Source organism: Kitasatospora xanthocidica, from assembly GCF_014656195.1.
GTDB classification, from domain to species: Bacteria; Actinomycetota; Actinomycetes; order Streptomycetales; family Streptomycetaceae; genus Kitasatospora; species Kitasatospora xanthocidica.
Map to the genome: position 1 here is coordinate 177,788 of NZ_BNBY01000004.1, position 15,883 is coordinate 193,670.

The following is a 15,883-nucleotide window of genomic DNA, read 5'->3' on the forward strand; positions in this document are numbered from 1 at the left end:
CGGTAAAGGCATGGGCGAGTTCGCTCCCTGCCCCGGCGAAGCGCTGAAGGCCGCCGAGTCGATCTGCGGTCCGGTCACTCTCACCGGGATCACCGACCGACGAGGCTCGGCCGTCTGGAAGGCGACCGGTGTCCGGGGCTCCGTGGCGATCAAGGCCGGCCACGGCGAGGGCGAGGAGATCACTGCCCGGGAAAGCGCCGTCCTGGACCAGCTGCCCGGCTACACCGTCATCGCCGGCCGCTACGCCGGCGGCGTCTGGTACGTCACCCCCTGGCTCGCGGGACCGTCCACCTGGGACCTGTTCAAGCCCATCCGCGCCGACGGCGGCGACCCCGCGCAGGCCCTCGCCGGAGCCACCGCCCTGTGCCGGGCCGTCGCCGAACTGCACTCCGCCGCATGGGTCCACGGCGACCTCCAACCCGCTCACGGCGTCCACACCGCCCAGGGCGCGAAGCTGCTCGATCTGTCCTGGGCCTGGTCGCCGACGTTCCCTCCGTCGCCGATCTTCCAGGGCGGCATCACCCACCTCGTCGCCCCCGAACTGGCCGCCGCCGTCGAATCCGGTGAGCGTCCGGTCAGGACGACCACCGCTTCCGACGTGTACGCCCTCGCCGGAACGCTGTGGACCTGCGTCACGGGCCGGTGGCCGCTCGACTACGACGCCGCCGGCATCGGCCCCGATGCCGGCCCCTCCGCCCGTCGGGCCGCCATCGCCACCGGCACGATCCCCCTCTGCTCCGCCCCGTCCTGGCCCACCCTCCTGACCCCGCTGCGGGCGGTCCTGCGCGCACCCGCGCAGGACCGCCCCACGGCCGCCGAACTCGGCCTCGCCCTCGCGAAACTGTGAGCCTCCGGGAGCTCACGACCGATGATGCCCGCGCCGTCCAACGGATCTACAGCAGCGCATCGGTGCTCCACCTCCCGCGCGCGGCGATGGAAGGCACCGAAGCACAGCGGTTCGTGGAGCGGGCCGTCCGGTGCGCACGGGAGACACCGCGCACTCACCACGTCCTCGGGATCGACATGAACGGCGACCTTCTGGGCATCATCAAGCTCAACCGCACCAGCACCAATGGCAAGCTGAGCTACATCCTGCGCGATGACGCCTGGGGCTGCGGGGTCGCCACCGCCGCCGTCACCGAGCTTCTGGTTCTCGCCTTCGGCGTGCTCGGCCTGCCCGTCGTCACCGCGAAGCATCACGCCGACAACGCCGCTTCCGGCCGCGTGCTGGTCAAAGCCGGGTTCAGCCGGACCGAAACGACCGGCGGATTCGTGCACTACGCAGCCGAGCCGGGGTCGGCCGACCGACCCCGGCTCGGGCTCTCTCGATGCTCGACCGTCGTCCCCGCAGGGATGCGGACGATCCCGATCCCAACGAAAGGCCGGCAATGACGCAGAAGGTGCCCGACCTGACCGACCTGCTCAGGGGAGCACAGCGGACTGCGGTCCACCTTGAGATGCGCGACGGCTACATGCGCGACGACCCGCTGCTCCTCCGCTGGCTCGGCGGGCACCGGGACGATCCGGCGGACCGTACATCGTGGTGGAATCCCTGGTTGCAGCTGATGGAGGAGACCACCAGCCGCGGGGTCGACGTGCGACGAGCCCGGATCGTCTCCGAACCGGCGAGCGAGTACATCCGCTTCGAGCACGAGATCACGTTCCGGAACATCGCCTCCGGCGAGCAGGTCAGATGGCTCCCCCGCTGGCAGGCGACCGATCTGGCCCTCCCGGGCAACGACTTCTGGCTCATCGACGGGCGAACTCTCGTAGTCCACCACTTCAGCGGCGAAGGTGACGTCGTGGATCACGAAGTCACCAAGGCCCCTGGGACCGTAAGACTCTGCACCTCGGCGTTCGAGGCCGTCTGGGAGCGTGCAGTGCCTCACGAGGACTTCCGGCTGACCTGACCCGTGTCCGCCCTCCTGAGCCCGCTGCGGGCGGTCCTGCGCGCACCCGCGCAGGACCGCCCCACCGCCACCGAACTCGCCCTCGCCCTCGCCCTCGCCCTGGCAAATCTGTGAAGGTGCGGGCGATGCCACTCCTACGAAAGGCATGTGATGACGCAGAAGGATCCGGACTACACCGCTCTGCTCCGGGGCGCTCAGCGGACGGCCGTCCATCTGGAGATGCGCGACGTCTATGGAGTCGCCTACGAGGCCGAGGACTTCGAGGAGTTCAGGCGCTCGGGCCGGGTCGATCTGGATCCGGATTCCGAGGGCTGGGCCGGCTGGGTGCCGCTGGTCCGGGAGACCGTCGGACGTGGTGTCGTCATGCGGCGGGCCCGGATCGTCTCCGAGCCGGTCACCGAGTACATCCGGTGGGAGCACGCGCTCACGCCGGTGAACATCGCGGCCGGGGAGCAGGTGCGGTGGCTGCCCCGGCGGCTGGCCTCCGACATCGCGCTCCCCGGCAACGATCTCTGGCTGATCGACGACTGCTTGGTGCTGTTCCACTGGTTCACCGGCGACGGTGACTGGGCAGGCCACGAGTACAGCGAGGACCCGGCCGTGGTGAAGCTGGTCGCCGACGCCTTCGAGGCGGTGTGGGAGCGCGGCACCCCGCACGACCGGTACGCCGTCTGACCCGCCGCCCTTTGTCGAAGCTTTGCTCCGACCCCCTTCGGAGCAGCCCTCAGCACCGCGCGGAACGGCCCTTTCCCGGCCCCGCGCCGGGGCGTCACCGCGCCCCGGCCCGGGGCTGAACCACCCGTTCCCACCGCGACCACCGGATCCCCAACAGCCCACGTCACAGCGGGTTTTGGGGCACTCGCACGCATCCGCCGGGCCGCCTAGGCTCGACCGTATGAACCGTACGATCCGCACCACCGAGGACGTTCTGGCGCTGCTCGACCGGCTCTTCCCACCGGCCGAGTCCTGGTGGGACCGTTTCTACGCGGACCGGTCCGCCGATCGCCCGTTCTTCACCCCGGCGCCGGACGAGAACCTGGTCTCCTACCTCGACCGCGGCCTGCTCCTCCCCGGCCGCGCTCTCGACCTGGGCTGCGGCCCCGGCCGGAACGCCGTCCATCTGGCCTCCCGCGGCTTCGAGGTGGATGCCGTCGACCTCTCCTCCGCCGCCGTCGCCTGGGCCGGGGAGCGCGCCCGCGAGGCCGGTATCGGCACCGGGCTGCGCTTCCACCGGGCGAGCATCTTCGAGGCCGAACTCCCCTACGCACAGTACGACTTGGTCTACGACTCCGGCTGCCTGCACCACCTCCCGCCGCACCGCCGGGTCAGCTACCTCGCGCTGCTGGACCGTGTCCTCGCGCCGGGCGGGCACTTCGCGGTCACCGCGTTCGCGGCCGGGGCGATGGGGTCCGAGCGGCCCGACGAGGAGCTGTACCGGCTGGGCGAGCTGGAGGGTGGCCTGGCCTACTCGCCGGACGAACTCCGGTCACTGTTCCGCGACTTCACCCCGCTGGAGGTCCGCCCGATGCCCGCCCAGGAGCCCGGTTCGGCGACCTTCGGCCTGCCCTTCCTGCTCACGGCCCTGTTCCGGCGGCCCACCGGCACCTGACCCGACCCCCGGCCGAAGGCGTCAGTCCCGCTCGGCGCCCACGGCGGCCTCGTACGCCAGGAGCGTGTCGACGGCCAGCCGCCGCTGGGCCGGGCCGAGCGGGCCGAGGGCGGTGCGCCAGGCGGTGGCGCCCGGCTCCGCGCTCTTCGGCGCCCCCTTCCCCCTTCCTCCCCCACCCTCTCACAGCTCCCTCCCAGCGAACTGCCAGCCTCTCACCAGGCTCTCATCCTCCCCGCGTAGCCTCCGGCCGCATGAACGTCTCCCTGCTCGACGGCTGGTTCCCGTGGACGGTCCAGGCCGCGGCGCTCGTGCTGTTCCTCGGCGCGGTGGGCCGACGGGACCGGGCGTGGCGGGTGAAGTGGGGGCCGATCGCGCTGGGGACGGCGCTGGTGGTCACCGTCGTCGCCGCCGTGGCCGTGCCGGCGCTGAGCGGGATCACCGACCCGATCCCGTACGGGGTGTGGCTGTGGAGCGGGGTGGCGGTCGGGGCGTTGTGCGTGCTCGGGTTCGGCTGGCGGGGCGCGCGCTGGTGGCGGCGGGCGCTGGTGGTGCCGACCGCGCTGCTGGCGCTGTTCTGCGCCGCGAACAGCCTGAACGCCGCGACCGGCTACTACCCGACCCTGGGCGACGCGTTCGGTGAGCTCAGCGGGCAGCCGCTGCCGGAGCAGATCACGCTCGCCGAGCTCGCCTCCGTCCACGGGAAGACGAGGACCGGCCGCATCGTCCAGGTCGACATCCCGGACACCGGCGGCGGCTTCGCCCACCGCCCGGAGCTGGTCTACCTGCCGCCCGCCTGGTTCCGCAGCCAGACCCGGCCCAAGCTGCCGGTGCTGGAGATGATCGGCGGCGAGTTCGCGGCGCCGGACAACTGGATCCGCTCCGGCAACGCGGTGAAGACCGCCGACGAGTTCGCCGCCCGGCACAACGGCTTCGCCCCGATCCTGGTCTTCGCGGACGCCACCGGCGGCTTCCGGGTGGACACCGAGTGCGTGGACGGTCCGCACGGCAACTCCGAATCCCACCTGGTCAAGGACATCCCGCCGTTCGTCCAGAAGACGTTCAACGCCGCCACCGACCCGCACAAGTGGGGCGTGGCCGGCTGGTCGATGGGCGGCACCTGCGCCGTCGACCTGACCGTCGAACATCCGGGTGTCTTCACGCACTTCGGCGACTTCTCGGGCGACAAGGGCCCGTTCATCGGTGACAAGGACCACACCGTCCAGGAGCTGTACGGCGGGGACGCCGCGGCTTGGGCCGCCCATGACCCGCTGACCGTGCTCGCCCACCACCCCAAGTACCAGGGCGTCTCGGGCTACTTCGGCCAGGGCGACGAGGAGCACGGCCAGATCGAGTCCGCCAAGGCCCTGGACGCGGCGGCCAGGAAGGACGGCATCCGCACCGTGTCCACCGTCGGCTCGGGAAAGCACAGCTGGCAGACCGGCGCCGCCACCTTCGCCCAGGCCCTCCCCTGGCTCGCCCAGCAGCTCGGCGTCCCGGGCGCCCACGGGTAGCGCACCGTACGCGGGCCGCTCGGAAGCCCCCGGAGGCCGCCTCGGCGGCACCCATCGCCCGCCGCCCGCTCCAGAATTCCCCCGCGCCCCGCCCATAGCTCCCGCCACGCCCGCACACATGTTCCCCACCAGTGCCGGGCGGCCCTCCCGGCCGCCCGAGCGTCCGCCGGAATCCCGCTTTGCTCCCGGCGGTCGCTTGGCGTAGGTTTCGACCGCCGTCGACGCAGCACCGGCGCTGACCGCCCCTCAGACCCGAGCGGGCCGCAGCGACCAGGAGCCGGACGGCCGCACGACAACGGGGGAGGAACAGCCATGCCGAGTGCCCGCGACCACGGGTCGCCCGGGCGGCGGGGGCGAACGGGCGGTGCCGCGGATCCGCGGCCCGCGGCCGATGCGCACCGGACCCCGATCCACGCCACCGGACACTTGAGGAATCGTCAGTTGCGCAGCACCCGACTGGTCACCGCCACCGCCGCCGCCCTCGTCTGCCTGGGCGCCCTGAGCGCCTGCGGCCCGGACAACGCGGGTCAGGACGCCGGCAAGACCGCCGCCCCCGCACCGTCCGCCACCGCCGCCCCGGCCGGCACCGGAACCGGTGCCCCCGCCACGGGCGCCCCGAAGCCGGCCGGCACCGGCGGCGCCGAGGGCGCGGGCAAGGGCATCCCGGCCAAGGCCTGGATGGACACCAAGAGCATCCCGATGGACGAGACCTACCACTACGCGCCGCTGGCGGCCAACGCCAAGCCGCAGACCGGTCCGGTCCAGTTCAAGGGCATGGAGCTGTGCCACGCCCCGATCGCCAAGGACGACGAGTACGGGTTCGCCGGCGCCGCCTCCGCGAAGGCCTCGGTCGGCTTCGGCGGCGACCGCTGGACGGCCCAGCAGACCCTGCTGTTCGTCGGCGACCCGACCCACAGCAGCGGCACCAAGCAGACGACCAACATGGTCGACTCGCGCCTGACGGACGCGCTGAAGGGCTGCGCCAAGACCGCGCCCGGCGCCACCGTCAAGGTCAACAGCGCCGCGGACGCACCGTACTTCGCGGCCGTCCTGACCGTCCCGCAGGCCGACGGCGGCACCGTCACCCTGCACGAGTACGTGGTCACCGACGGCGGGGCGGTCAGCGAGCTGTCCGTCTGGGCGACCACCAAGGGCGGCGCCCAGCCCAAGGACGCCTGGAAGGCCCCCGAGGACCGCTACGTCGGCACCGGCATGACCGCGCCGATGTGCGAGGCCCTCCCGGGCTGCGGCTGATCCGCACGACGGCCGCAGCCGATCCAACACGACGGCCGCGGCCGATCAGCACGACGACTGCGGCTGATCCGCACGACCGCCGCGGCTGATCCGCGCGGTCGGCTCGCGCGGCGCTCCATCCGAGCGCCGGCACCCCATAGACGGCCGCCCGGTCCGCCCGGCACAGGGGACCGGACGGGCCGGGCGGCTCCTTCACGCCCGGGCGCGGTGAACCGGCTTCACCACGCCCGGGGCGCGGGTCACAGCCCCAGGACGCCGAGGGCGGTGGTCCAGTCCTCGGCGATCGCGGCGCGGGCGTCGTCCAGGCCGACCCGGCCGCCGCAGACCGCGTTCTTGAGCTTGGTCTCGACGGAGTCCTTGCTCTGCGCCGGCTGGCTGCCGTAGCGGGGCTCGGGCCAGAGGTTGGCCGGGTCGCGCGGGGCGCCGCCGAGCTCCAGCGGCACGAGGTGGTCCTCCTCGTAGTCGGCCGTGCTGGTGTCCGCGTAGCCGTACTGGGCGATCTGCCGCACCTTCAGCGGGTTGGTGTAGCTGGTCGGCGGGCGGACGGTGGCGGTCCAGCCGGAGACGCAGATGGTCTGCCCGATGGTGTCCTGGGTGACGTCCGGGTTGTACGCGCCGGGGGTGCAGCTCGGGTCGGGCAGGGGAAGGTAGGCCTGCGAACAACTCGCGGTGACGGTACGGGAGTTCGCGGTGACGGCGTGGGCGGTGCCGACGGCGAGCCCGGCGGCGGCGAGGGCGGTCGCCGTGGCGACGACGGTCAGGCGCTGACGGAGCATCATGGGGAAGTCTCCTGGGCCGGCCCGGTCGGTCACCGGGCGACTGTGTTCATGACACCACCGCACCGGCGACGACCGTCAGTCCCGGTGCGTGAACGCCCGGTGACCCGGTCTTCACAACCCCGGCCGGCCTTCACAACCCTGCCCGGCCCTGGCCGACCGCGACCGGTCCCGGCCCCGGCCCCGGCCGTCGAGGAGCCCCGATCAGCCCCGGAGCACGGCGAGTTCGATCTCCCGCCCCGGCACCCCACCGGGCACGGGCAGCGCCACGCCGGTGTGCTCGAAGCCGGCCTTGACGTACATCGCCTCGGCCCGGGCGTTGTCCTCGTGGACGAACAGCCGCACCCGCTCGATCCGGGGGTCGGTCAGCGACCACGCCCAGTCCCGGGCGGCCCGGATGAGGTCGGGCGCCAGCCCGGTGCCACGCGCCTCGGGCCGGACGTAGACCGCGACGATGTGCGCCTGCTCGACCTCGATGACGTCGCCCTCCAGGGCGGCCGGCCCGCCGGGGTGCTCGATCAGCACGCTGACCGTGCCGAGCCAGCGCCCGTCCGCGTCCTCGGCGACGAACTGCGCCACCGCGGAGCCCTCGGCTGCGCCCGTCGCGCGGCCCTGCCAGAACTCGTCGGGCCTGGCGGCCGCCTGCTCGTGGGTCTCCAGGAAGGCGATGGCCGCGACCGGGTCCCGCAGCGCGTCCAGCCGGATCTCCCTGACCCGCGCCCAGTCCTCTTGCCGTACACGTCTGATGATGGTGCTCATCTCGTGATCATTTCATCGGCCCCGGTGGCCGCCGCAACCGGAAATCCGGGTGCCCTCCGCAGCACGCCGACCCGCACCACACCGCCCCGCCTCAAGCCGCCCCGCCACCGCCCTCCCCCAGCAGCCGCGCCAGCAGCGCCGCCGGCCCCTCCGGCAGGCTGCCGTGCACCAGCTCGGTGCGGTGCACCAGCCGGGGCGCGGCGATCGGCGCGCACGCCACCCCGGGCACCCCGGCCGGCAGCGGTTCGGGCAGCAGCGTCAGCCCGTGCCCGGCGGCGACCAGCGCGAGCAGCCCGTGCAGGTCGGTGCCCTCGTAGCGGGTGGCGGGCCGGAAGCCGTCGACGCCGGTGGCCGCGCGCAGCCGGGCCACCGGCGGGGTGAGGTCGGGGGCGTCCAGCCAGCGAGCGGCGGAGAGGTCGGCGAGCGCGAGGCCGCCGCGGCCGGCCAGCGGGTGGCCGGCCGGCAGGGCGACGGCGACCGGCCGTTCGGCCACCGCGACGGTGCGCAGCGGGCCGACCTCGGGCAGCGGCAGCGGGTCGCTGGGTGCGGCGAGGCCGTCGATCAGGGCGAGGTCGACCTCGCCGGTGGCGACCTGGGCGGGCAGCACGTCCTGGGCGAGGACCCGGACCACCGGTTCCACCCGCGGGTACGCCCGGCGCACCTCGCCGAGCGCGCGCCCCAGCGCCGCCCCGACCGCCAGCGGGGTGGCGCCGAGAACCAGCCGGGCGCTCGGGGCACCGGCCAGGCGCGCGACGTCGGCGCGCGCCGCCTCCAGCCGGACCAGCAGCGGCGCGGCGTGTTCCAGCAGCCGCCGCCCGGCCTCGGTCGGGCCGACCGGGCGGCGGACCAGCAGGGCGGTGCCGAGGTCCGCCTCCAGCGCGGCGATCTGCTGGGAGACCGCGGACTGGGTGTAACCGAGTTCCCGCGCCGCGTCCGAGAAGGAGCCGACACGGGTGACGGTGACGAAGGTGCGCAGCTGCTGGGGATCCACGGCGGCCATCAACCGATCTGATCGAGAGGTAAGAAATCATCGTTGGCGCTGATCTCGGGTGCGGGGTCAGGATAGCCGCATGACCTACCTGACCCCGCGGATCGCCCTGGTCGGCGACCGCTCCCCCGCCGTCCGCTCGCACGCCCGCATCCCCGGCCTGCTCGACGCCCTCGCCGAGCACGACCGGCTCGTCCTGGACGCCTACTGGATCCCGACCGAGAACGCCGGGGAGCCCGGCGCCCTGGACGGCTTCGACGCGATCTGGCTGCTCCCCGGCAGCCCGTACCGCAGCGAGGCCGGCGCCCTGGCCGCCGTCCGGACCGCCCGCGAGCGCGGCATCCCCTTCCTCGGCACCTGCGCCGGCTTCCAGCACGCGGTGCTGGAGTACGCCCGCGACGTCTGCGGCCTGACCGACGCCGTCCACGCCGAGGAGCACCCCGACCGGGAGCAGCAGGTGATCGCCCCGCTGAGCTGCTCGCTGGTCGGCCACGAGGGCGCCGTCACCGTCACCCCGGGCAGCCTCGCCGAGCGCGTCCTCGGCACCACCCGCACCCAGGAGCGCTACCACTGCGCGTACGGTCTCAACGCCGCCTACCTGGACCGGCTGCGCGCCCACGGCCTGCGGTTCAGCGGCGCCGACGAGTCGGGCGAGGTGCGGATCCTGGAGCTGTCGGACCAGGACCACCCGTTCTTCCTCGCCTCGCTGTTCCAGCCCGAGCTGTCCGGCGACGGCACCCGGGCGCACGCCATGATCCGCGCGCTGGCCGGCGCCGCCGTGGCCCACGCGGACACCGCCTGGTCCGTCACCGCCTGACCCGGCCGTCGCTGCCTGACCCGGCTGGCACCGCCCGACCCGGCCGACACCGCCCGACCCTGCCTCACATCGGCAGCGACCGCAGCCGCACCGGCCCCTCCGGCCACCCGGCGCCCGCCGCCAGCGGCGCCCACATGGTGCGCAGCGGCATCACCGCCAGCCGCCCCTCCGGCTGCTCCACCGTCACCTCCTCCGCCACCTCCCGGAAGCCCATCCCCCGGTAGAAGGCGGCCAGCGGTGGACGGCAGAACAGCAGCGCGTGCCGGTGGCCGAGCGTGCGCGCGTGGTCCAGGGCGGCCCCGACCACGGTGCGCGCGAGGCCGCCGCCGCGCCGGTCGGGGGCCACGCAGACCCCGCCGACGCCCATCACCACCAGGTCGGTACCGCCCGCGGTGAGCGGCAGCGGCAGCAGTCCGGTGTGGGCGACGAGCCGGCCGTCGGCGGCCCGGACCCCGAAGTGGATCTCCTTGGGCAGGAAGGTCAGCCCGGTGTACGCGACGCCGTACGGGTCGGCCCCGGGGCCGAGGACCTCCTCCTGCTCGGCGCGGGTGTACCGCGCCAGCCGCTCGACGGCCGGCGGCCCGGTGACGACCGGCGCCCCGGCCGGGTGCTGCTCGGTGCCGTCCTGCTCGCTCGGGTGCTGCTCGGCCGGGTGCTGCTCCGGCTGAAAACGATCATTCATCCCGCCATGCTCTCCCCCACCGGCGGCTCTTCGACAGTCCCTTCCCGGCCACTCGCTCCGGAGACCGTCCCGGCCGCACCGCGCTGTGGAACCATTCCCCTCATGCAGCAGCCCACCGACCCGTCGGTCGCCGACCCCGACGCCCCGCTGCTCGGCCCGCCGCTGCGCCTGCCCCACCCGGTCCGGGCCCTGGGACCGACCGCGCTGGTCCTGCTGGTGCTCGTCCCGCTCGCCGCGAAGGACCCCGACTTCGGCCCGACCGTCTCACCGCCGGTCAACGCCGCCCTGATGGCGTTCGGCGGCCTCGCCCTGGCCCTGCGCCGCCGGCACCCGGCGGCGGTCACCGCGGCCACCCTGCTGAGCGGTCAGCTCCCGCTCGCCATCGCCCTGTACGGGCTGGCGGCGCGGCGCGGCGGCACGGTGCCGCTGTACGCGCTGGCGGCCGCGGCCGAGCTGCGGCTGCTCGTCCCCTTCGACCTCGGGGACGTCGGCACCCCCTCCTCGCTCGCCGGCCTGGTCGAGGACCCGCTGGTCTTCGGCGCGGTCCCGCTCGTCCTCGGGCTGGCCACCCACGGCCGCGCCCACACCGTCCGGGTGCTCGCCGAGCGCAACCGCTTCCTCGGCGAACGCAACCGGCTGCTGGAGGAGGCCCGCCGGCACGCCGGGGAACGCGCCACGGCCGCCGAACGCGCCCGGCTGGCGCGGGAGATGCACGACGTGGTCTCCAACCGGGTCTCGCTGATCACCCTGCACGCGGGCGCCGCCCAGGTCGCCCACGCCGGGGACCCGACCGCCGTACGGGAGACGCTCGGCCTGATCCGCGCCCTCGGCCTGCAGGCGCTCACCGAACTGCGCGGCCTGCTGGGCGTACTGACCACGCCCGCCGACCGGGCGCCCTCGCTGCGCGGCCTGCCCACCCTCGTCGAGGAGTCCCGGCAGGCCGGCCTCGCGGTCGGACTGACCGTCACCGGCCCGGCCGACGGGCCGGCCGCGCCCGGGCCCGCCGTGCAGTACGCGGCCTACCGGATCGTCCAGGAGGCGCTGACCAACGCGCACAAGCACGCCCCGGCCGCCGAGGTGGCCGTCACCGTCGAGGTCCGGCCGGACGGGCTGCGCCTGGCGGTGGTCAACTCCCCCACGGGCGGCACCGACCTGAGGGACACCGGGCCGGACGGCGGCCCGGAGCTGCCCTCCGGCGGCCACGGCCTGACCGGCATGCACACCCGGGCCGGCGACCTCGGCGGCGCCCTGCACGCCGGACCGACCCCGGAGGGCGGCTTCGCCGTCCGGGCCCGGCTGCCGCTCGGCGCCCCGCGAGCCGTACCCGCCACCTGAGCCCCGCGGGCCCCGAGCAGCCCTGAAGGCCTCGCACGGCCCCCGGCTCAGGCCCGGCTCAGGCCGCCGCGCGCTCCGCCAGCTCCGCCCAGACCTCGTCCACCCGGGCCGTCAGCTCCGCCAGCCCGCCACCGTTGTCGATCACCAGGTCCGCGATCGACAGCCGGTCCACCCGGGAGGCCTGCGCGTCCATCCGGGCCAGGGCCTCCGCCTCGGCCATCCCGCGCAGCCGCACCAGCCGGTCGAGCCGCACCTCGTCGGCCGCGTCGACCACCACGATCAGGTCGAACAGCGACGCCAGCCCGTTCTCGGCCAGCAGCGGCACGTCGTGCACCACGACCGCGTCGGGCGCGGCGGCGGCCTCCAGTTCGGCGGAGCGGGCCCGCACCAGCGGGTGGACGATCGCGTTCAGCGCCTTCAGCCGCTCGGGGTCGGCGAACACGATCGCCCCGAGGGCCGGGCGGTCCAGCGTGCCGTCCTCCCGCAGCACCCCCGGGCCGAACTCGGCGGCCACGGCCGCCAGACCGTCCGTCCCGGGGGCGACCACCTCGCGGGCGATCACGTCGGAGTCCACGATCACCGCGCCGTGCGCGGCGAACAGCCGGGACACCTCGCTCTTGCCCGCCCCGATGCCACCCGTCAGTCCGATCTTCAGCATGGCGCCAGGCTACCGGCGCACCACCGGACCCGTCAGCACCGGGCAGCCGCCCCCGCGGCAGCAACCGGTCAGCCCAGCTCCAGGCTCTCCCCGTCCCCGAGGAGCGCCAGCTCCGCGCCCGTGCCCGGCCCGTCCGGCCCGACCAGCCGGCTGTGCACGGCGAACCCGGCCGGGCTGAGCACCGCCTCGTGGACCGGCACGGCCCGGCGCGGCCCCGCCTCCCGGACGTAGTCGACCACCTCGGAGGCCTTGCTCCACGGCGCGGCGAGCGGCAGCAGCAGGGTGTCCACGGCGTGCGGCGGCACGGTGAAGGCGTCGCCGGGATGGAAGAGCCGGCCGTCGAAGAGGAAGCCGATGTTCCTGACCGGCGGCATGTCCGGGTGGATCACCGCGTGCCACTCGCCGTGCACCGAGACGCCGAGCCCGCCGAGCTCGAAGGCGTCGCCCTCGCCGACCGCGGTGACCCGCTGCGCGACGCCCTCCAGCTGGGCGGCGACGGTGCTGTTGGTCCACACCCGCAGCGCCGGGTCGGCCTCCAGCGCGGCGCGCAGCCGGGACTCCTCGAAGTGGTCCATGTGCTCGTGGGTGATCAGGACGGCGTCCGCCCCGGCCAGGGCGGCGGGGTCGGTGAACACCCCGGGGTCGACGACGACGGTGGTGTCGCCGTGCTCGACGCGTACGCAGGCGTGTCCGAACTTGGTGATTCGCATGGCAAAACACTACAGCAAAGCTGTACAGCAGTGCTGTGGAAATTCCGGATAGACTGCTCCCATGCCCAACGACGCCCCCGACACCGGCACCCCCGGCACCCCGCACCCGGACACCCTGGAACTCGCCGCCGACCTGCGCGCCGCCCTCGGCGGCCTGGTCCGCGCCCTGCGCGACAGCGACGACCTGCCGCCGAACCAGGCCGCGGTGCTCGGCCTGCTGGTCCGCGACGAACGCTCCTGCACCGTGGCCGAACTCGCCGACCTCCGGCGCGTCCGCCACCAGTCGATGGCCCGCACCGTCGCCCTGATGGCCGAGGCGGGCCTGGTCGCCCAGCAGCCCCACCCCACCGACGGCCGCAAGCAGCTCATCGCCGTCACCGCGGCCGGCCGCGCCGCCCTGCTCGACCAACGCGCCCGCCGCGAGCACCACATCGCCACCGCGATCGAGGCCCGTCTCACCCCCGAGGAACGGGCCCGCCTGCGCGGCGCCGTCGCCCTGCTGGACCGCCTGCGCTGAGCTTCGGCCCAGCTGGGCCTCGGACCAGCTGACCCTCGGACTAGGAGACCTTCACCAGGCCCTTGTCCACCGGCTCCCCGGCCACCGACTCCCCCTCCGCCGCCCGCGGCGTCGGGATGACCGCCGCCGGCCGGATCTCCGGCAGGTCGACGTGCTCGCTCAGCCCGAACCGCCGGTGCAGTCGCCGCAGCGGCGCGGGCGCCCACCAGTTGAACTCGCCGAACAGGCTCATCGCGGCGGGCACCAGCAGGCAGCGCACCAGGGTGGCGTCCACGGCGACGGCGACGGCCAGGGCGATGCCCATCTGCTTGACCATCAGCATGTCCCCGAGCGCGAACCCGGCGAAGACGATCACCATCAGCAGCGCCGCCGAGGTGATGATCCGGCCGCTGCGCTGGACGCCCAGCTCCACCGCCCGGGTACAGCTGTGCCCCTTGTCCCGCAGTTCCTTGATCCGGGCGAGCAGGAACACCTCGTAGTCCATGGACAGCCCGAAGGCGAAGGCGAAGACCAGCACCGGGATGAAGGTCTCCAGGCCGCCGGTCGGGCTGAAGCCGAGCAGCCCGCTGAACCAGCCGTCCTGGAACACCAGGGTGAGCGCGCCGAGCGAGGCGCCCAGCGAGAGCAGGTTCATCAGCAGTGCCTTGACCGGCATCACCACCGAGCCGGTCATCAGGAACAGCAGCACCAGCGTCCCGACCGCGACCAGCCCGAGCGCCCACGGGCCGCGCGAGAGCAGTTCCTGCTGGAAGTCGACCACCGAGGCCGCGCCGCCGGTGACGTAGGTCTTCAGCCCGCCCCGGTCGGCCCGCAGTTCCTCCACCACGTGCTTGGCCTGCCCGCCCTGCGGGTCGCCGTGCACCAGCACGTCGATCGTGGAGACCGCGTCGTTCACCGGGCTCACCGCCCGGACCCCGCTGACCCCGGGCAGCTTGGCGACCACCTCGTCCGCGTACGCCTGCGCCACCGCCGCGCCGCCCTCGACCACCACCGTGATCGGCGCGGCCGCGACCTGCGGGAAGCGCTGGTCGACGGTCTCGGCGACCTGCCGCCCGGCCGAGGAGGCGGGCAGTACGGCGGCGCCGGAGTTGCGCATCTCGGCGTGCAGGAAGGGCGCGCCGGCGGCCATCAGCAGCGCGGTGCAGGCGAGCGCGACCGCGACCGCCCGTTTGCGGACCCGGCGGACGGTCCGGCTGAAGAAGCCCTCGTCGGGCACCGGCGCGGTGGGTGTCTTGATCCGCGAGCCGGCGAAGCCGAGCAGCGCGGGGATCAGGGTGAGCGCGGCGGCGACGGCGATCACCACCACGCTCACCCCGGCCGCGGCCACCGCTCCCAGGACCGGGCTGGTGAAGACGAACAGGCCCGACAGCGCGACGGCCACGGTCAGTCCGGAGAAGGCCACGGTGCGCCCGGCGGTCGCCGCGGTGCGTTCGACGGCGGCGGCGATGCCCGCGCCGTGGCCGCGTTCCTCGCGGAAACGATTCACCATGAGCAGCGCGTAGTCGATCGAGAGTCCGAGCCCCAGCACGGTGGCGATCGGCAGCACGCTGGTGTCGATGTCCATGATCTTGCTGAACCCGAACATGGCCAGCAGCGCGCCGCCCACCGAGGCGACCGCCCCGATCACCGGCAGCGAGGCCGCCGCGAGCCCGCCGAAGACCAGCACCATGACGACCAGCGTGAGCGGCAGCGTCACCATCTCGCCGAAGCGGGTGTCCTTCTCCGTCTGCTTCTTGACCTCGTCCTGCAGCACCAGGTCCCCGCCGACGGTCACGTGCGCGCCGCCCGCGCCGTCCAGCGCGGCCAGCCGCTGGGTGACGGCGTCGGTCTGGGCGGAGGTGGCGGTGTCGGCCAGCCGTACGGTGACCAGGCTCGCCGTCCCGTCGGCGGAGCGCAGCGCGGCCGACGCCGGGCCGGAGCCGTACGCGTCGAGGGCGGAGGAGACCCCGGGCAGTCCGGTGATCTCGGCGGTGGCCTTCTCGACGGCGGCCCTGACCGCCGGATCGTCCACCGGCTTGCCGTCCACCACCGCGGTGACGGTGCCCTTGGCCGGGTCGACCGCGGCGACCACCGCGCCGCCCCGGTCGGCCTCGGCGGTGGCGGAGGAGGCCCCGGCCACCGAGCCCTCGAACACCCGACCCCCGATCAGGACGCCGACGACCAGGACGACGGCCCAGAAGCCGAGCACCCAGCGGCGGTGGCGGAAGCAGAACCGGCCGAGTGCCGCGAGCCGGCCGCCGACCACGGCGTCGGGGGCGGCGGAGGAGGGTTTGCGCATGAAGGAGCCTTTCGGGCAGTTCCACTCAATGTAGGTGCAACCCGAACTCCGGCCTATAGAAGGGCAATGAGCCCCTTCT

The 15,883-nt window shown here is 74.3% G+C and carries 17 protein-coding genes; 10 read left to right on the forward strand and 7 right to left on the reverse strand.

Annotation, left to right across the window (positions count from 1 at the left end; translation table 11 throughout):
- The first annotated feature begins 10 nt into the window (after nt 1–10).
- From IE332_RS09165 to IE332_RS09195, 7 genes are all read left to right on the forward strand, one after another.
- Nucleotides 11–847, forward strand: coding sequence for a protein kinase family protein (locus tag IE332_RS09165; RefSeq protein WP_189914933.1), 837 nt, complete (start codon nt 11–13; stop codon nt 845–847).
- Nucleotides 844–1,392, forward strand: a complete 549-nt coding sequence (locus IE332_RS09170) for a GNAT family N-acetyltransferase (protein WP_189914935.1) — start codon at nt 844–846, stop codon at nt 1,390–1,392. Before IE332_RS09165 ends, IE332_RS09170 begins: the two co-directional genes overlap by 4 nt.
- A complete protein-coding gene (locus tag IE332_RS09175; protein ID WP_189914937.1) occupies nt 1,389–1,910 on the forward strand; it encodes a DUF6879 family protein in 522 nt (173 codons plus the stop codon). The genes IE332_RS09170 and IE332_RS09175 overlap by 4 nt, the downstream gene beginning before the upstream one ends.
- A 150-nt stretch (nt 1,911–2,060) precedes the next feature.
- The gene (locus tag IE332_RS09180) at nt 2,061–2,585 is read left to right on the forward strand and encodes a DUF6879 family protein (protein ID WP_189914939.1); all 525 of its coding nucleotides are present in this window, start codon (nt 2,061–2,063) and stop codon (nt 2,583–2,585) included.
- Between the two features lie 220 nt (nt 2,586–2,805).
- A complete protein-coding gene (locus IE332_RS09185; protein ID WP_189914941.1) occupies nt 2,806–3,519 on the forward strand; it encodes a class I SAM-dependent methyltransferase in 714 nt (237 codons plus the stop codon).
- Between the two features lie 251 nt (nt 3,520–3,770).
- A complete protein-coding gene (locus IE332_RS09190) occupies nt 3,771–5,030 on the forward strand; it encodes an alpha/beta hydrolase (protein ID WP_189914942.1) in 1,260 nt (419 codons plus the stop codon).
- 441 nt (nt 5,031–5,471) lie between these two features.
- Nucleotides 5,472–6,284, forward strand: coding sequence for a hypothetical protein (locus tag IE332_RS09195; protein WP_189914944.1), 813 nt, complete (start codon nt 5,472–5,474; stop codon nt 6,282–6,284).
- 239 nt (nt 6,285–6,523) lie between these two features.
- Here IE332_RS09195 and IE332_RS09200 read toward each other — a convergent pair whose 3' ends face one another.
- The 3 genes from IE332_RS09200 to IE332_RS09210 form a co-directional block, all read right to left on the reverse strand.
- Nucleotides 6,524–7,063 carry a hypothetical protein gene (locus IE332_RS09200; RefSeq protein ID WP_189914946.1) on the reverse strand — a complete coding sequence of 180 codons (540 nt, stop codon included), beginning with the start codon at nt 7,061–7,063 and terminating at the stop codon, nt 6,524–6,526.
- A gap of 201 nt (nt 7,064–7,264) precedes the next feature.
- Nucleotides 7,265–7,819 (reverse strand): GNAT family N-acetyltransferase, encoded by a 555-nt coding sequence (locus IE332_RS09205; protein WP_189914948.1) that lies wholly within the window; start codon nt 7,817–7,819, stop codon nt 7,265–7,267.
- 91 nt (nt 7,820–7,910) lie between these two features.
- On the reverse strand, nt 7,911–8,819 hold the full coding sequence (locus IE332_RS09210; protein WP_189914949.1) for a LysR family transcriptional regulator: 909 nt from the start codon (nt 8,817–8,819) through the stop codon (nt 7,911–7,913).
- Nucleotides 8,820–8,889: 70 nt separating this feature from the next.
- Between IE332_RS09210 and IE332_RS09215 the strand changes: the two genes are divergently transcribed.
- Entirely contained in the window at nt 8,890–9,624 is a 735-nt protein-coding gene (locus IE332_RS09215) for a CTP synthase C-terminal region-related (seleno)protein (protein WP_189914951.1), read from the forward strand.
- A 64-nt stretch (nt 9,625–9,688) separates the two neighbouring features.
- Here the strand turns inward: IE332_RS09215 and IE332_RS09220 are convergent, their stop codons facing one another.
- Entirely contained in the window at nt 9,689–10,306 is a 618-nt protein-coding gene (locus IE332_RS09220) for a GNAT family N-acetyltransferase (protein WP_189914953.1), read from the reverse strand.
- 102 nt (nt 10,307–10,408) lie between these two features.
- Between IE332_RS09220 and IE332_RS09225 the strand changes: the two genes are divergently transcribed.
- Nucleotides 10,409–11,641, forward strand: coding sequence for a sensor histidine kinase (locus IE332_RS09225; protein ID WP_189914955.1), 1,233 nt, complete (start codon nt 10,409–10,411; stop codon nt 11,639–11,641).
- A gap of 58 nt (nt 11,642–11,699) precedes the next feature.
- Here the strand turns inward: IE332_RS09225 and coaE are convergent, their stop codons facing one another.
- A complete protein-coding gene (coaE, locus tag IE332_RS09230) occupies nt 11,700–12,299 on the reverse strand; it encodes a dephospho-CoA kinase (protein WP_189914957.1) in 600 nt (199 codons plus the stop codon).
- A gap of 68 nt (nt 12,300–12,367) precedes the next feature.
- On the reverse strand, nt 12,368–13,009 hold the full coding sequence (locus IE332_RS09235) for an MBL fold metallo-hydrolase (RefSeq protein ID WP_189914959.1): 642 nt from the start codon (nt 13,007–13,009) through the stop codon (nt 12,368–12,370).
- 61 nt (nt 13,010–13,070) lie between these two features.
- On the opposite strand from IE332_RS09235, the gene IE332_RS09240 reads away from it, so the two are divergent.
- A complete protein-coding gene (locus tag IE332_RS09240) occupies nt 13,071–13,526 on the forward strand; it encodes a MarR family winged helix-turn-helix transcriptional regulator (protein ID WP_189914961.1) in 456 nt (151 codons plus the stop codon).
- A gap of 40 nt (nt 13,527–13,566) precedes the next feature.
- Here the strand turns inward: IE332_RS09240 and IE332_RS09245 are convergent, their stop codons facing one another.
- Nucleotides 13,567–15,804 (reverse strand): MMPL family transporter, encoded by a 2,238-nt coding sequence (locus IE332_RS09245; protein ID WP_189914963.1) that lies wholly within the window; start codon nt 15,802–15,804, stop codon nt 13,567–13,569.
- Between the last annotated feature and the right edge of the window lie 79 nt (nt 15,805–15,883).

What these genes read in the sequence shown, in the direction of transcription:
- IE332_RS09245 (WP_189914963.1), bottom strand. Translation starts at nt 15,804, where the DNA reads ATGCGCAAACCCTCCTCCGCCGCCCCCGACGCCGTGGTCGGCGGCCGG.
- IE332_RS09220 (WP_189914953.1), bottom strand. Translation starts at nt 10,306, where the DNA reads ATGAATGATCGTTTTCAGCCGGAGCAGCACCCGGCCGAGCAGCACCCG.
- IE332_RS09240 (WP_189914961.1), top strand. Translation starts at nt 13,071, where the DNA reads ATGCCCAACGACGCCCCCGACACCGGCACCCCCGGCACCCCGCACCCG.
- IE332_RS09205 (WP_189914948.1), bottom strand. Translation starts at nt 7,819, where the DNA reads ATGAGCACCATCATCAGACGTGTACGGCAAGAGGACTGGGCGCGGGTC.
- IE332_RS09210 (WP_189914949.1), bottom strand. Translation starts at nt 8,819, where the DNA reads ATGGCCGCCGTGGATCCCCAGCAGCTGCGCACCTTCGTCACCGTCACC.
- IE332_RS09235 (WP_189914959.1), bottom strand. Translation starts at nt 13,009, where the DNA reads ATGCGAATCACCAAGTTCGGACACGCCTGCGTACGCGTCGAGCACGGC.
- IE332_RS09200 (WP_189914946.1), bottom strand. Translation starts at nt 7,063, where the DNA reads ATGATGCTCCGTCAGCGCCTGACCGTCGTCGCCACGGCGACCGCCCTC.
- IE332_RS09165 (WP_189914933.1), top strand. Translation starts at nt 11, where the DNA reads ATGGGCGAGTTCGCTCCCTGCCCCGGCGAAGCGCTGAAGGCCGCCGAG.
- IE332_RS09185 (WP_189914941.1), top strand. Translation starts at nt 2,806, where the DNA reads ATGAACCGTACGATCCGCACCACCGAGGACGTTCTGGCGCTGCTCGAC.
- IE332_RS09175 (WP_189914937.1), top strand. Translation starts at nt 1,389, where the DNA reads ATGACGCAGAAGGTGCCCGACCTGACCGACCTGCTCAGGGGAGCACAG.
- coaE (WP_189914957.1), bottom strand. Translation starts at nt 12,299, where the DNA reads ATGCTGAAGATCGGACTGACGGGTGGCATCGGGGCGGGCAAGAGCGAG.
- IE332_RS09225 (WP_189914955.1), top strand. Translation starts at nt 10,409, where the DNA reads ATGCAGCAGCCCACCGACCCGTCGGTCGCCGACCCCGACGCCCCGCTG.
- IE332_RS09180 (WP_189914939.1), top strand. Translation starts at nt 2,061, where the DNA reads ATGACGCAGAAGGATCCGGACTACACCGCTCTGCTCCGGGGCGCTCAG.
- IE332_RS09190 (WP_189914942.1), top strand. Translation starts at nt 3,771, where the DNA reads ATGAACGTCTCCCTGCTCGACGGCTGGTTCCCGTGGACGGTCCAGGCC.
- IE332_RS09215 (WP_189914951.1), top strand. Translation starts at nt 8,890, where the DNA reads ATGACCTACCTGACCCCGCGGATCGCCCTGGTCGGCGACCGCTCCCCC.